The organism is Parashewanella spongiae (assembly GCF_004358345.1).
Lineage (GTDB): Bacteria > Pseudomonadota > Gammaproteobacteria > Enterobacterales > Shewanellaceae > Parashewanella > Parashewanella spongiae.
Genome location: NZ_CP037952.1, coordinates 4,367,979 through 4,382,864, shown reverse-complemented (window position 1 = coordinate 4,382,864; position 14,886 = coordinate 4,367,979). Strand labels below are relative to the sequence as shown.

The window sequence follows — 14,886 nt, the reverse complement described above, 5'->3', positions numbered from 1 at the left end:
TCTCTACGAAATAACCACCATGCTATCTGCTGACACGTTAAGGCAACTTGCTGACAAAATTAAACTCTGGGGTAAGGAGCTAGGCTTCGCTCATATCGGTATTTGTGACACCGACTTAACATCAGAAGAACCTAAGCTCCAACAGTGGTTAGATAATGGCTATCATGGTGATATGCATTATATGGCCAATCATGGCATGATGCGCGCTCGTCCGCATGAGCTTCAGCCCGGTTGCCTGCGTGTTATCAGTGCTCGAATGGATTATCTTTCTCCCAATGCTGGTTTTGCAATTAATCTCCGCGATCCTAATTTAGCTTATATCTCTCGTTATGCAGGTGGGCGTGACTACCACAAAATGATGCGTAATCGTCTTAAAAAATTAGGCGATAGAATTGCAGATGAAATGAAAAGTCTAGGAGAGGAGTTGCCTGACTATCGACCATTTGTCGATTCGGCTCCTGTACTTGAACGACCATTAGCCGAAAAAGCAGGGATAGGTTGGACAGGTAAGCACTCATTAATACTCAATAAAGACGCTGGAAGTTGGTTTTTCCTTGGTGAACTGATGATCAATTTGCCACTTCCTGTTGATATTCCAATTAAAGAAGGATGCAACACCTGCGTAGCATGCATTAAATCTTGCCCTACCAATGCGATTGTCGAACCTTATGTCGTTGATGGCCGCCGTTGTATTTCATACCTGACTATTGAGCATCAAGGGTCAATAGATAAAGAGTTAAGACCTTTAATGGGCAATAGGATTTATGGTTGTGATGATTGCCAGTTAGTGTGTCCTGTTAACGGCGCTGCACCCTTAACAAATGAAAGTGATTTTCATACTCGAGATGAATTAACCCAGCCCAAACTGCTCGATTTATTTCATTGGACAGAGCCTGAATTTTTAACTCGGATGCAGGGCAGTCCTATCCGCCGAATAGGGCATCAGCAATGGCTGCGAAATATTGCCATTGCGTTGGGTAATGCGCCATTTTCGAATGAGGTTATTGAGTCATTAACATCAAAAGTCGCATCGGGTGAGCTTAATGAAGTTGCCTTGGAGCATGTCCATTGGGCCATTGAGCAGCAAAAGTCGAAACAAATCACTCAAACCGATGTGGTCAATCGTAAGACATATCGAGTCATAAAAGCTGTCGAAAAAGGCCTGCCCAGAGATGCTTAATTTTCTGGATGGTAACATTTGATTAACAAATTGTTTGTGACAATATCTTTGATATATAAAAGATATTGGAATTAATACCAATTACAGTAATTAAATGCTCAACTCAGAGCTATGTATGCGCACAAAGTACAAATGAAATTGGTGAAAACATAGTTATTACCGACATACAAAACTGTCGTTATAACATTGCTACGTTGAGATAATTTTGTGAAGTATTCTTTATAAACCAAAGTGTGCGCATACAAGCTCCCGAAGGGCAAGGCTAAAGGTTTCCATTACTGCGTTGCACGTTCTTGAATTATCCCGACAAAAGCACTAAGGGATGTCGCAGTTCAAATAATACCAATTTAAATTTCAACGCTTAATTTGTCATACCTGCGAACGCAGGTATCTAGCGACTTGTGCCCAAATTAACCAAAGACTCTGGACTCCTGCGTTCGCAGGAGTGACGATAAAATTGGTATACATTCTTCCGCCACGTCCCTAAGTGCGTTGAACGCCAGTTTTGTATGGCGGCCGTAGGGAATATAGTACTTCGAACATGCGCCTTGTACTGAAAACCTTTATCTCTTGCTGAGTGAGAAATTAATTACTGTAATTGGTATAACAATTTAAAGAGGGTTTAATGAAAAAGTTACTATTCGTTATCGCTGGTTTTGGGTTAATTGTTGGTGGGTATTTTTTCGGAAAACATAGCTCACTAGAAGCGCTTAACAATATCGGTCGTGCAGAAGCTAAATTAAAAAATGAAACTATCGCTGAGTTGAAACGTTTGACACAAGAGCTGAAGCAACAAAACTTTTTATTAACGAAAAATTTAGAGTTAGCCACCAAGAAATTACAAAGTAATGTCGATAAACATGCTGATGAGCTAGGTTCAAGCGGTTCGAGTGAACAAGCAGCGGTAACAAATAGTGATGAACCACTTATAACAAAAGAAAGTCCTACTATTGCTGATGTGATGCGAAAAGCGATGACATCAGGTGTTTCTATTCATCAAAAGTTGACCGATGATTTTGAGCTTCAAGAGACTGATTTTGAGTGGGCGCCAGAGCAAGAGAATAATTTAAGAGACATTATTGCTGCAAATGAAAAGCTTCAATCATACGGTGTTACGCAGGTTTCATGTAAGCAGCAGTGGTGTAAAATTGAATTTCTAGCTGAACAAGCGTTGTCGACAATGGATGTATCATCCAATTTCATTTTCGCAATGAAAGACCAAGATTGGTATTCCGATAATATCGTATTTTATGAATCATCCGATGACGGAGAAGCCTCGCATTTATTCATCAGTCGAGATGAAAATACGAAGACGCTGATGGAGATGATAACGCCTCGGCACTGATAGTTAACCTGAGCTCTGCGTAAGCAAACCTCTACAGCACAGCTATTTATGCGGATTTCAGCGTTGTAGCAGCTCGAAATAGCTAGCTATTTTTTCGCTACTACGCCTTCAACTTCTTATAACTAACTGCACTGTAGATAATTCATTGGGCATTGTTTTTTATCAAACGTTTACTGATTTCGTTACGCAGAGCTCAGGTTAGCTACTTATTGCTCCTAAACGGGTTTTTAGGGTGCTGATCCCAACTTTGTTTAGGCTTACTCGTAGGCTGCTTTACCATAGTTATGCAATCAGGTACAGGGCAGGTGATTTGGCATAAATTGCAGCCGACACATTCATTATTAATCACACTAAAATGTCGTTGTCCGTTTTCTAATTTTTCGACTTTAATGGCTTGATGTGCGGTATCTTCGCAGGCCGCATAACAACGACCGCACTCGATACATGAATCTTGATTAATTTCAGCAATTACTTGGTAGTTTAAATCTAAGTGTTTCCAGTCCGTAAGTTGTGGGACGGCTGCGCCTTTGAAGTCTTCAATCGTTTGATAACCTTTACTGTCCATCCAGCGGGCTAAGCCATCGGTTAATTCTGTAATGATTTTAAAACCGTGCAACATGGCCGCAGTGCACACTTGAACATTGCCAGCACCTAGCGAAATAAATTCAGCTGCATCTCGCCACGTTGAAATGCCACCAATGCCAGATATCGGTAATGAACCAGTTTCGTTATTTCTGGATATCTGCCCAACCATATTAAGTGCAATGGGTTTGACTGCAGAGCCACAATAACCACCGCTTGTGAATTGACCGCCTACATTGGGCGCACCAGCCATGCTATCTAAATCAATTTGGGTAATTGAGTTGATGGTGTTTATCAAGGATACCGCGTCAGCGCCACCTTTTTTAGCCGCCATAGCAGAGGTTACGATATTGGTGATGTTCGGAGTAAGTTTTACAATAACAGGCAGTTTGGTGTGCTTTTTACACCAAGCCGTGATCATTTCTACATACTCAGGAACTTGTCCTACAGCTGCGCCCATGCCGCGCTCAGGCATACCATGAGGGCAACCAAAGTTGAGCTCTATTCCGTCACAGCCTGTAGCTGCAACTTTATTTAACATAGCTTTCCAACTTGCCTCTTCACATGGCACCATTAGTGAAACAATCACAGCGCGATCGGGCCAATCGATTTTGGTTTGACGTATTTCAGCAAGATTAACTTCTAAACTTCTGTCGCTGATCAATTCGATATTATTGATACCAATAACTTCACCAGATTGACTTTTGTGCGCGGAATATCGTGAGCTGACATTAATCGGCTCAGGTGCTTCACCCAAGGTTTTCCATACAACACCTCCCCAGCCTGCTTCAAAAGCTCGGTATACATTATAGGCTTTGTCTGTTGGTGGGGCAGAGGCTAACCAAAAAGGATTCGGTGATGTTATGCCAATAAATTTGGATTTAAGCGTCGCCATTACCTTTGCTCCATATTAAATGATGATGTATTGAATCAGCGGCTTGCTTCCCATGCTCAACAGCTTGGACAGTAAGATCTTCCCCAAGAACAACACAGTCTCCACCTGCCCACACATTATTGAGAGAAGTTTGAAATTGCTCATTAATGTCGATGCGGCCGTTGATTAATTCAGGTGGCTCGCTGCCTGCAAAACAATTAAATAAAAAGCTTTGCCCGATGGCTTTATAAACTGTGTCTGCAGGTAATTCAAAAAAGCTTTCAGTGCCAATTAAATTGTTACTTGTATCAAGGGCTGTTTTTTCAAATTGAATAGCAACAAGTTGATTGTTTATAACCTTTAGGCTCGAAGGCCTCGCCCATGTGATAATCTTGACAGAATTTTGTTTAGCAAATTCCAGTTCTTTTGAGGTTGCAGGCATGTGTGATTCACCACGTCGATAGACTAACGTCACTTGCTCCGCGCCTAATCGCTTAGATTGGCAAGCAATATCTATCGCGGTGTTTCCTGCGCCAATGACGACTATTTTATTGCCAATGGTTATTTGAGATAAGTCGTCCGACTGTCTTAATTCAGATATGAAATCTAAACTGCTTTCAAGCCCGTGAATGTCTGTTTGTTCAAGTCCTAGTGCTTTACTATTTGATAAACCTACACCGAGAAATACGGCGTCAAACTCATTACGAAGTGAATCTAATTGGAGTTGTTCTCCTAAAGCTTGTTGTGTTTTCAGTTGAATACCACCAAGTGCCATGATGAAGTCAACTTCTTTTTGAGCGAAGTTATCGACCATTTTGTATTGGGCAATCCCATATTCGTTGAGTCCCCCAGCTTTAGCCTGCTTATCAAAAATAGTGACGTTATGACCTAACCGCGACAATTTGTGCGCGCAGGCTAATCCAGCAGGACCTGCACCTACAACAGCAATGGTTCTACCTGTTGCTGGAGATCTCTGGTATGGGTGTTGATCAGGTTGATAAGTATCTAATGCAAAGCGTTGCAAGCGGCCAATTTTGACCGGTGAAAATTCTGGTGACTTGTTGCGTACGCAAACACCTTCACAAAGTATTTCTGTTGGGCACACGCGTGCACAGCTGCCGCCAAGTATGTTTGAGTCTAAAATTGTTGTGGCGGCACCATCGGTATTTTTATCGGCAATTTTTTGAATAAAAGAAGGGATATTAATGCCTGTCGGACAGGCTGATATGCAAGGTGCATCCTCACAATATAAACAACGATTAGCTTCAATATGGGCTTCATACTGACTAAGAGGGGGCTTTATGTCAGAGAAGTTTTTAAGGTATTCATCATTGGGTAACCTATGGCTACTCATATCCGGATCTTTTTTGCTGTCACTCATAAAGACACAATAGTTGATAATTTAACGGAACTTGTGACTATAGGTATGAGGAAAGCGGTTCGCAATTTAAGCAGGCATATAAAAAGGATTTTGTCAGGCAGTATTCAACTTGTAGAGCATACAAGAAAGAAAACTGCCTCAACGAGTTAACAGTAAGAGATAAATTGCAGAAATACAGCTCAATGAGGAGTGACTTTAGCCGTCGAAGAAACTCCGCCTTGTGCATTAATAATATAAATGAGCCGACCATTATCAGGGCTTTGGAATATGACACCTAGTCTATCATCCTTTCCGTGAAGTACTTTGGCGGCAATTTTATATGATTCAGTGTTTATATCGGTAAACTCTATAGCACATATGTTGTTGCCACAATAAAACCCATTGGCATTTCCTTCTAGCCCTTGATTCCATAAACTGTTCAAACGTTCATTGAGTTGTGCTTCAATCTCAATCGCTTCTTCGGACGTTTTGTTATTATAAAGCTCTTCCAAAATAACATTAAAATTATCACTTTGAATTAAGCTTTGCACTGGCTCTGCATCTACAGCCCCATTTCTAACAAATAAATGTTCTTCAATATTAATGTCAGTTGGAAAGGTAATACACCTGTTTTTTTCAGCATTATATTCAGTGCAAAAAGTCGGTGTATTTAAACTAGCAAGCTCTTGGGTTAAGCGTTCAATTTTTTGCTGTAATTCTTGTTGCTTTTCATCTCCCGAAACTTCAGTCAGCGTAGCTTTATGTTTTTCTTGGCTTTCATTTATATCTTGTGACTGAAATGAAGCGATAGAATGATTGGCATCAAGTTCTGAACTGCTTGTAAGCGGTATCTGCTTTGCTGGTGGTATAGATTTGGAATCAGAGCCTGCTTGTTGATAAGAAATGCCAGCAACAATAATGATTACAATAAAAAAGAAGAAAATATTTTTCTGAGACATTCCATCGCCTTGTTTTATTAGATTTTTATTATCTCAAGCTAACATTAGTGATGTTTGGATTCAATATGCAATCAGAGTAAAATAAAATTATTAGAATTTCGATTTATGTAAGCGCATTATTAAACAATGAAACTCATAAAGCATTCAGGATATTTTCAGTAAGCTTCTACTACCATACTAAAACTTATATTTTGATGAGTATAATATGGCGTCTTCTCTTCCTCCTTTGAGCAGCAGTAATTCTTATTCACCTTCTAGCTTAAATTGTGCAACCGTGCCAGATGATCTTGCTAAAAGAAAAGCAATTGATTTTGCGAGTGGAGTGGAACCTACTTTATATGATAGTAAAAAAAGTGAGCAGATTTTTACATCATTAACTAATCCCTTTGCGAACTTAGACCAAGAACAGGAGGGGATTTCTCGAGTTTCTTTATTAAAAGAGTCTTCTAAACAAGCCAATCTAAATTTGACCATTATTCCTGTTGATGATAATGGCAGGCACGGCAGTGAACATGTAATGAATTTGATGGGTTTGTCGACTTCTACAGAGTCACCGTTAACTGAATCATTTTTATCTGAAAGCGGAAGTCTGAGTGATTATGACAGCTTTAACAATGCTCTATCGTTGCCTATTGGAGATCAGTGTCTGCTCTCATCGGCTTGTTTACCCAAATCACTTTACCTTAGAAGTAATACTAATAGAGTGTCTAGCTCTTTAATGAGTAGTTCTGCTGTTTCTGCAAATATACTATTAATAGCAAAACTTGCAAATCAGCCCGTAATTTACTTTAACCCTATAGAGGGACACCATGGACAATTTGTACTAGTGAATACTGAATTATGTGCTAATTGTTACGAATTTAATGATGTTTTTACCGCAAGTTCCTCTATTAAAGGCGGCAATGTACTGCCAATTTGGGTTACAGCGGATGAATCTAATTTTTACGTTTTGCAAAATAAAGGAAATAGTAAAGAGCAATACCCAGAAGCAGTAAAGTTGTTTATAGAAAATGAATTTGTACTCGCTTTTTCTGACATATTTGGTCAAGGATCTACCTTTGTTCCTCCTGTACATTCACGTAAAGATGTCGAAGATAAGGTCGATGAAAAGTTTCGACTCAGACTGATACCTACTCATACTGGTTTGTCATTACAAAAGTTTTATTCCAATAATCCACTTTTTGATCAGCAAAAATACGAACATTGTATTTTAGCCGTGTCGAGCGAATTAATTACATTGTTTGAAGCATCTGCAACGGGGAAGTATCATTTTATAGGTACAAGCAGGGCTCAGAAAAGTTTGAACTTGTTAGACACTGTTACATTGAAAAGCTCACGTAGTGAATGGTGCTCAAAACTCGAAATGATCATTCAAATAGCAAGGTCAAACAGCAGTCATCGTATGCCGTTTCATTTACCAGAAGTAAGAAAACATTTTAGTGAACTGCAAAATGAATACGAACAAGAATCAGACCGTTCAATAAGAGATCAAATGTTTACTCAACTTTCCAAAATTGCGTATCGACCACTATTACATAAAATATTTAAACCTGTAGAACAGATTAATAAATGGTTGAGTCAGCTTACAAAGATAGATTTACACTCAGTTTCAAAGAAAAATCAGTCTTTAATTGAACCCGAAGTAAAAAGCAGCTTTAACAGAATGAAAAATAAACTTAAGGAATTGAAAAGTTTTGTATTTACTGAAAGACAAGAGAGGCTTATCAATACTTTTATTCGTCAATTTGAGGCTAAAGTGCTTGAGAAAAAGCTTAGCCTTGAAGATATTGAAAATTATTACACACCTCTCAAAGACAAGCTTACTATTCTTAGAGATAACTTTAACATTTCCGAAACCGAATCTAGATACCCTTTAATTGGTGATTCTGATATATGCGAATTGGTTGTTAGTAAACTCAATACAGCAAAGCAAGATGAGCAAGTCATTGTTCCACCTCCTTTAACGACAGAAGATACTTCAGATTGGTTAAGGAAACATGGCAATCTTGGTGTCCTTTCGGAGAGTATGCGTAATATGTTATTCGCTAATATTGAAATAGTTTTTAATATATTGAACAGTGACCGAGACAGTGTAAATGAGCAAATATCAAAAAGTTTTGGTGAAGTGCGCGAGAATTCTGTAACAACAATTTGGAATGAAAATTCAACAAGAGATCAGGTAAATTATGACGTACGTGACGTTGATTTGTTTCCTCAGATCGTAAGGAAGATATATGTTAAGGTAAATCCTGATTTATTTGTTAGCAACAGAGAGTTAAGAACCTTCAATAATTATATCCCAGTCATTCAAATCGAGTTACTTTCTAGATTGTGGCCCTCAAAACAAATGATGCTTCAAGAGTTTAGACGATTGCTTGAAGTATTTTCAACTAAGGGTTCTTCAACACAAACTGCTAATTTTTCACAAAAAATTAAAGGTTTTTTTACTTCATTTGGAACTGAGAAAAAACAAACAACAGAAACTATTGAGTCAGCTACCTCTGTAGCTGAGCCCGCTGAGTCAGCTTTACAGCAACAATTAGTGTTATTTGAAAAGTCTGTCTTTGTAGAGGTGCAGGAAGATGGGGGACTTCAACTTGCGTTACCTGGAAATAAAACAGTTTGCCTAAATACAACATTACTCACTAATATGGCTCAGTTAGGTAAAGAGGCAAAAGTAATGTTTAAACTTGCTTTAACTGAGCATCCTAGAAATTTTGAAATAGACTATGAGAAATACAGAAAGGAATGATTCTTATTTGTTGAGGGGTTGCAAGTCAAGAAGATATCCAAATCCGAGGTAGAAATTTTGATTTCATCTCTCATCCTAGAAACATCAGTTGACTGCGTTCTCAAGCGTAGAAAAAATGGCTGATAGTAAGGCGTAACTTTTGCAAGTAGTTATTCTACTTGCAAAAGTTACAACGCAGATAGCAGTCATTTTAGCAAGCTTGTGAGCGAAGAGCATTTCACTCATTGGGTGAAAATCATCGTATTGCTCAAACAGTTACTCGTATACTCAGCGTTCAACTGATGTTTTAGGCTCATTGCACCGTCAAACAGTTACGAGCTTGAAATACTCTACACACTAAAAAGATTAATTATTGTAATTGGTATTATATATCACTCACTCGTGCGGTTGCCCTGAGGATTTGCTGATGAATTCCCCTTGAGAAAGTTGAAAATTGTCCATAGTTACGTTGCGTTCATTATGACTCTTTAGTACCTGACTACAATGAAGCCTTTTTACTATCTTTTTTACATTAAGCTTAAGATACTGTTTATTAGGGGCTGTTTATCTTTCAGGATTAAATTTTGTGCTATTTGAGCGTTTATCTGTTCAAGGCGTAAGCCGTGAAGCTTAGTCATCTAAGTAAACGGGTTACAACACAGAATACAGAACACAGAACAGTGAACGCTCAAAAGCATCTAAGACAGCGTAAACTGGTCATTTCTACTGCGCTATCGCTTGCTTATTTGGAATACCAAACCGCACAAGCTCTGTCTTGTATAAAACGACCAATTTATCGCTGCAAAAATAATCACGAAAGATAAACAGCCCCTAGGGCTTATTACACTCAACTTTGTAAACAGTGTCTCCATCTACATGAGCTATCATGTAATCGGACTGTTCATTACTTAAAAACTCAGATGTTGTCCCTTTTATATAATCAGGAGGGAAAGTTATGCTCAGAATTATATCCGCTTCTCCTTTTTCCGTCATTTGCGTATTAATGAGTACTGAGTAGTAAGCTTCTTGTCGATCCGCATCAAATTTTTGAATGTTTCCTGCGTTAAAGTTTTCTGGCATATCTTCAGTTTCATGTTGCCAAGAGCTTCCGTCATAATATTGATATGAAGCCACGCAACTTATCTCTGCTTGCGCGAAAGGAACTACCCCGAGAAGTAGACACAACACAACTTTCTGTTTAATGAATTTATTTTTCATTATTTTTAGCCTCGTATTATTTCGCTTTTAGCTATGTTTACATACTTGTTGAAATGAGGATATTTACTTTATAAGTAAATGGAATGCGAGATTTCATTCCATTTATACCCGTGTCAAGGCTGCCAAAGAAAGCATTTTTAAACGAATAGATTGCTTCGATAAAGCCTCGCTTTTAATGGAACTAAGGGAAGATATTTAATTTTACCGAAGTTAAAATGTTCTGCTAGAAGTTATCTATATTATTTATGTGTTTTAGGGGCTGTTGATCTTTCAGGATTAAATTTTGTGTTATTTGAGCATTTATCTGTTCAAGGCGTGAGCAGTGATGCTTAGCCATCTAAGTGAGTTGGTCACAACACAACACAGTGAATGCTCAAAAGCATCGAAGACAGCGTAAATTGGTCATTTCTGCTGCGTTATCATTTTCTTATTTGGAAACGAAGTAACGACAGTTTTGTATGTCGATAATGACCAAACCTCACAAGCTCTGCCTTGCATAAAATAACCAATTTATCTTATTTCTCAAACAGTTACTCGTATACTCAACGCTCAACTGAGGTTTTTCGGTTAAACTTAATCAAGTCTTAACTATGAGTTCACCTTCATCACTTATGCTTTGAGCGGTCGTTAAATATTGTTGGCTTTACGAGTACTAAAAACAGCTTTTCCAACAAAAAAAAGGATTATGGAGAAACATAAAAACAATATAGGCCATTGACCTAGTTGGTAAAATAGTGTTTTACCTTTCACAAGTGGTACCTTGGCTCTTAATACAGCAGTTTCAAATTGTGGTATTTGCTTAATGATAATGCCGTTAGCGTCAACCAGCGCGGTGACACCATTATTGGTAGAACGTAATACTGGGCGTCCCAGCTCTATCGCACGCATTTGTGCAATTTGCATGTGTTGCAAAGGTCCAATTGAAGTGCCAAACCATGCATCATTGGACACAGTAAGTATCACGTCGCTGTTTTGTTTTAGATTAGCGCGTACTTGCTCAGGGAAGGCAATTTCAAAGCAAATGGCTGGTGTAATTTTGTAACCCAGAGCGCGTAAATCTGGTTGTATGTAGTCACCACGACTGAACGATGACATCGGTAAATTAAATAACGGAGCCAAAGGTCTTAAAAGGCTTTGAAATGGGACAAATTCGCCAATTGGTAGCAGATGGTGTTTTTTATATTCATTGTTACTGTGTGGAACATAATCGCCAGCGGGTTGCTCTGCTTGATTACTGTTGCCTAATGTAATGAGTGTATTATAAAAATGGCTTTGTTTTTGGCTAATAATGCCAGTCACAATGGCGCTATTATTTAAATTAGCGGCTTTATTAGAAGTCTCTAAAAAGTCGACAACCAGTGCTTCTGGGGCAGGAATCGCCGCTTCAGGCCATATAATGACTTCAGCATCAAAGTTGTCTCGAGTTAAGTCCATGTACTTGATCATGGTTGGCCATAACGCTTCGGGTTGCCATTTTGTGCTTTGAGGGATATTGCCTTGAACCATAGCGAGTTTCATCGATTCACCTGTTGGCTCAATGGTCGAAAATTTGGGTGACACCCAAGCCGCAAGTAAAATGACAGGCAAGATTACAATGGTAGGAAGCCAGCGTTTTTGTAGTAATAAAGCAATCAGGCCGGCAATCATGGCAATTACATAACTTATTCCCAGTGCCCCAATACTACTGGCAAGCGAAGCCAGTGGCCCTTCGGTTTGGCTGTAGCCAGCCCAAAGCCACGGAAAACCTGTTAACATCCAACCTCTTGACCACTCCAACGTTACCCAAAGGGCAGGGAATAATAACAATGTTCGAAATATTTCAGACGCACTTTTATTTTGAATGAAAGGTTGGGTGAGTTTCTGATTAAGGTAACCTGTAAATGCAGGAAAAAGGGCTAAGTACAATGCCAGCATTGCCATAAGTAACATAGAAACTGCGAGTGGTAATCCACCATAATTTGCCATGCTGACGTGTACCCAGCTAATGCCTATAGCAAAGTAGCCAAAACCAAAACTAAGCCAATAATTAAAACTTTGTTTCGGAGTGAGAACTCTTGATTGCCAAAGCGTAAACCCCATCGCAATTGGAAGCACAATCCAGATATCGTAAGGGGAAAATGCCAGTACGCAACTGGCACCAGTAATGAAAGCAGCCGCACAACGAGTAATGATTTTGCGGCTCGAAAATAAATTAGCTAGCACTTTGGACTTTTGGCTCCAAGAATTTAACTCTTAGCTGGATTAAGCGGCGATTATCGGCATTTGTTACTGTAAACTCAACGCCATCAAGCATGATTTGTTCATCGCGCTCGGGTAAATGACCAAAAGCGTGGGAAACCAAACCACCGACAGTATCGAACTCTTCATCACTGAAATTCGTATTGAATTCTTCGTTGAAGTCATCAATTGGCGTTAAGGCTTTTACTGAAAATACAGAATTGCTGATTTGACGGATTTCACATTCATTTTCATTTTCATGATCGAATTCGTCTTCAATTTCACCAACGATTTCTTCTAAGATATCTTCAATCGTGACAAGCCCAGAAACACCACCATATTCATCGACAACAATGGCCATGTGGTAACGGTTGCTGCGGAATTCTTTAAGTAGAATATCAACACGTTTGCTTTCTGGAACGACTACCGCTGAACGAATTACTTTATCAATGGAAAAAGCTTCTTCGCTTTGGTTAAACCCAAATTTGAGTAAATCTTTAGCCAGTAGGATGCCTTCAATGTGATCTTTATCTTCATTAATCACTGGAAAACGGGAGTGAGATGAGGCTATAACGGTTTTGAGAAGATCATCAGTAGAATCGCCGATGTTTAAAGTCACGATTTGTACTCGTGGGATCATAATATCCCGCACTCGAAGATCGGATACTTCAAGTACACCTTTAATCATTTCTCGGGTGTCTTCTGTAATGACATCGCGCATTTCTGCATCATCAATTACATCAACGAGTTCTTCACGGTTTTGAGGCTCGCCCTGAAACATTTGGCTGACGCGGTCAAACCAACCTTTCTTTTGGGCGCTGGTACTCGGGGGGATGTCGTCGCTCATAGTTTCTCTATTAATTTAACCAAAAAATATGAATTAAATTAATTATTGCTCCTTATATGGATTATCAAATCCTAAACTTTCAATCAGTTGTGTTTCCAACGATTCCATTTCAACGGCTTCGCCATCGTCAATATGATCATACCCTAGCAGATGAAGGCAACCATGTACAACCATGTGTGCCCAATGGGCTTTTAATGGTTTATTCTGCTGCTGAGCTTCAACTTTTACTACATGAACGCAAATTACTAAATCGCCTAATAATGGTAATTCAATCCCTTCTGGCACTTCAAAAGGGAAAGACAGTACATTGGTCGGTTTGTTTTTACCGCGATAATCATTATTGAGCTGTTGGCTTTCAGGTTCGTCAACCAATCGTATCGTTAACTCAGCATTGTCTATATGGGGTTTGAGCGCAGTATGCGCCCAAAGTTCAAACTCTGCTTGAGTTGGCAGTAAGTTTTCATCGGTAGCGATTTGAAGGTCAAGTTCAAGCTTCATCGGTTTCTACCATGGTAGATTGTCGATACGCTTCTTCTTTGCGTGCTTTTTCTCGGTGTTCTTTTAGCTCTTGTGCTTCGTAAGCTTCAACAACGCGAGCAACAACAGGGTGACGAACGACGTCTTGTGAAGCAAAAAAGTTGATGCTGATTTCAGGAACATCTTTTAGTACTTCAATGGCATGACGTAATCCTGACTTCGCATGCTTGGGTAAGTCAATTTGAGTGATGTCACCAGTTATTACCGCCCGTGAATTAAAACCAATACGAGTTAAAAACATTTTCATTTGTTCAACGGTAGTATTTTGGCTTTCATCAAGAATAATAAAGGCATCATTTAAGGTGCGTCCACGCATGTAGGCGAGTGGAGCAACTTCAATAACGTTTTTTTCGATTAAGCGTTCGACCTTCTCAAAACCCAACATTTCAAACAGTGCATCATAGAGAGGACGTAAGTATGGGTCGACTTTTTGGCTTAAATCACCAGGTAAAAAACCGAGTTTTTCGCCAGCTTCAACAGCTGGTCGAGTTAGCAGGATCCGACGAACTTCTTGACGTTCTAACGCATCAACTGCTGCTGCAACAGCGAGATAGGTTTTACCAGTTCCAGCAGGGCCTACGCCAAAAGTAATATCATGACGAACAACATTAGCGACATATTGACGTTGATTTGGATTACGAGGTTTGATGACACCTTTGCGAGTTTTAATGTATAACTCTTTTTCATCAGCACTATCGAAAGCTTCTACCGAAACCGCTTCTTGAATCGCGAGGTGTACTTTTTCAGGCTCAAGATCTGGTGTACTGCCTCTTACAGGCTGAGTCTCAATATAAAGATCACGCAATAAATTGTTTGCACTCAAACAGTTTTGAGGCTGGCCAACAATTTTAAAGTGATTGTTGCTGTAACTGATTTCGACACCGATACGACGTTCAAGTTGTTTGATGTTGTCATCAAACGGGCCACATAAAGAGGCGAGGCGACGAGACTCAGCAGGTTCAAGGTACAAATTAAGCGTGGTCAATTTACTGGACAAGCAATACTCCAAATCAACAAAATTAAATAAAACGAACAC

11 protein-coding genes are annotated in these 14,886 nt (G+C 39.3%); 3 read left to right on the top strand and 8 right to left on the bottom strand.

Features of this window, described 5'->3' with window-relative positions:
- The first annotated feature begins 19 nt into the window (after positions 1-19).
- Positions 20-1,180, top strand: coding sequence for a tRNA epoxyqueuosine(34) reductase QueG (gene queG, locus E2I05_RS17455; RefSeq protein ID WP_121852481.1), 1,161 nt, complete (start codon positions 20-22; stop codon positions 1,178-1,180).
- Between the two features lie 625 nt (positions 1,181-1,805).
- Positions 1,806-2,525, top strand: coding sequence for a hypothetical protein (locus E2I05_RS17450; protein ID WP_121852482.1), 720 nt, complete (start codon positions 1,806-1,808; stop codon positions 2,523-2,525).
- A gap of 202 nt (positions 2,526-2,727) precedes the next feature.
- On the opposite strand, the gene preA is transcribed toward E2I05_RS17450, so the two are convergent.
- The 3 genes from preA to E2I05_RS17435 form a co-directional block, all read right to left on the bottom strand.
- A complete protein-coding gene (preA, locus tag E2I05_RS17445) occupies positions 2,728-4,002 on the bottom strand; it encodes an NAD-dependent dihydropyrimidine dehydrogenase subunit PreA (protein WP_121852483.1) in 1,275 nt (424 codons plus the stop codon).
- The gene (locus tag E2I05_RS17440) at positions 3,989-5,362 is read right to left on the bottom strand and encodes an NAD(P)-dependent oxidoreductase (protein ID WP_121852484.1); all 1,374 of its coding nucleotides are present in this window, start codon (positions 5,360-5,362) and stop codon (positions 3,989-3,991) included. The genes preA and E2I05_RS17440 overlap by 14 nt, the downstream gene beginning before the upstream one ends.
- A 179-nt stretch (positions 5,363-5,541) precedes the next feature.
- Positions 5,542-6,300, bottom strand: a complete 759-nt coding sequence (locus tag E2I05_RS17435) for a hypothetical protein (protein ID WP_121852485.1) — start codon at positions 6,298-6,300, stop codon at positions 5,542-5,544.
- Between the two features lie 274 nt (positions 6,301-6,574).
- Between E2I05_RS17435 and E2I05_RS17430 the strand changes: the two genes are divergently transcribed.
- On the top strand, positions 6,575-9,052 hold the full coding sequence (locus E2I05_RS17430; RefSeq protein ID WP_133309770.1) for a hypothetical protein: 2,478 nt from the start codon (positions 6,575-6,577) through the stop codon (positions 9,050-9,052).
- A gap of 810 nt (positions 9,053-9,862) precedes the next feature.
- Here the strand turns inward: E2I05_RS17430 and E2I05_RS17425 are convergent.
- The 5 genes from E2I05_RS17425 to E2I05_RS17405 form a co-directional block, all read right to left on the bottom strand.
- Entirely contained in the window at positions 9,863-10,249 is a 387-nt protein-coding gene (locus tag E2I05_RS17425; RefSeq protein WP_121852487.1) for a hypothetical protein, read from the bottom strand.
- Positions 10,250-10,876: 627 nt separating this feature from the next.
- Positions 10,877-12,451 carry an apolipoprotein N-acyltransferase gene (gene lnt / locus E2I05_RS17420; protein WP_121852488.1) on the bottom strand — a complete coding sequence of 525 codons (1,575 nt, stop codon included), beginning with the start codon at positions 12,449-12,451 and terminating at the stop codon, positions 10,877-10,879.
- On the bottom strand, positions 12,441-13,313 hold the full coding sequence (gene corC, locus E2I05_RS17415; RefSeq protein ID WP_121852489.1) for a CNNM family magnesium/cobalt transport protein CorC: 873 nt from the start codon (positions 13,311-13,313) through the stop codon (positions 12,441-12,443). The genes lnt and corC overlap by 11 nt, the downstream gene beginning before the upstream one ends.
- A gap of 42 nt (positions 13,314-13,355) precedes the next feature.
- The gene (gene ybeY, locus E2I05_RS17410; protein ID WP_121852490.1) at positions 13,356-13,811 is read right to left on the bottom strand and encodes an rRNA maturation RNase YbeY; all 456 of its coding nucleotides are present in this window, start codon (positions 13,809-13,811) and stop codon (positions 13,356-13,358) included.
- On the bottom strand, positions 13,801-14,847 hold the full coding sequence (locus E2I05_RS17405) for a PhoH family protein (protein ID WP_121852491.1): 1,047 nt from the start codon (positions 14,845-14,847) through the stop codon (positions 13,801-13,803). The genes ybeY and E2I05_RS17405 overlap by 11 nt, the downstream gene beginning before the upstream one ends.
- Positions 14,848-14,886: the final 39 nt, after the last annotated feature.

Coding starts and splice junctions, on each gene's coding strand:
- preA (WP_121852483.1), bottom strand. CDS start 4,002: ATGGCGACGCTTAAATCCAAATTTATTGGCATAACATCACCGAATCCT.
- queG (WP_121852481.1), top strand. CDS start 20: ATGCTATCTGCTGACACGTTAAGGCAACTTGCTGACAAAATTAAACTC.
- E2I05_RS17440 (WP_121852484.1), bottom strand. CDS start 5,362: ATGAGTGACAGCAAAAAAGATCCGGATATGAGTAGCCATAGGTTACCC.
- E2I05_RS17435 (WP_121852485.1), bottom strand. CDS start 6,300: ATGTCTCAGAAAAATATTTTCTTCTTTTTTATTGTAATCATTATTGTT.
- E2I05_RS17450 (WP_121852482.1), top strand. CDS start 1,806: ATGAAAAAGTTACTATTCGTTATCGCTGGTTTTGGGTTAATTGTTGGT.
- corC (WP_121852489.1), bottom strand. CDS start 13,313: ATGAGCGACGACATCCCCCCGAGTACCAGCGCCCAAAAGAAAGGTTGG.
- ybeY (WP_121852490.1), bottom strand. CDS start 13,811: ATGAAGCTTGAACTTGACCTTCAAATCGCTACCGATGAAAACTTACTG.
- E2I05_RS17425 (WP_121852487.1), bottom strand. CDS start 10,249: ATGAAAAATAAATTCATTAAACAGAAAGTTGTGTTGTGTCTACTTCTC.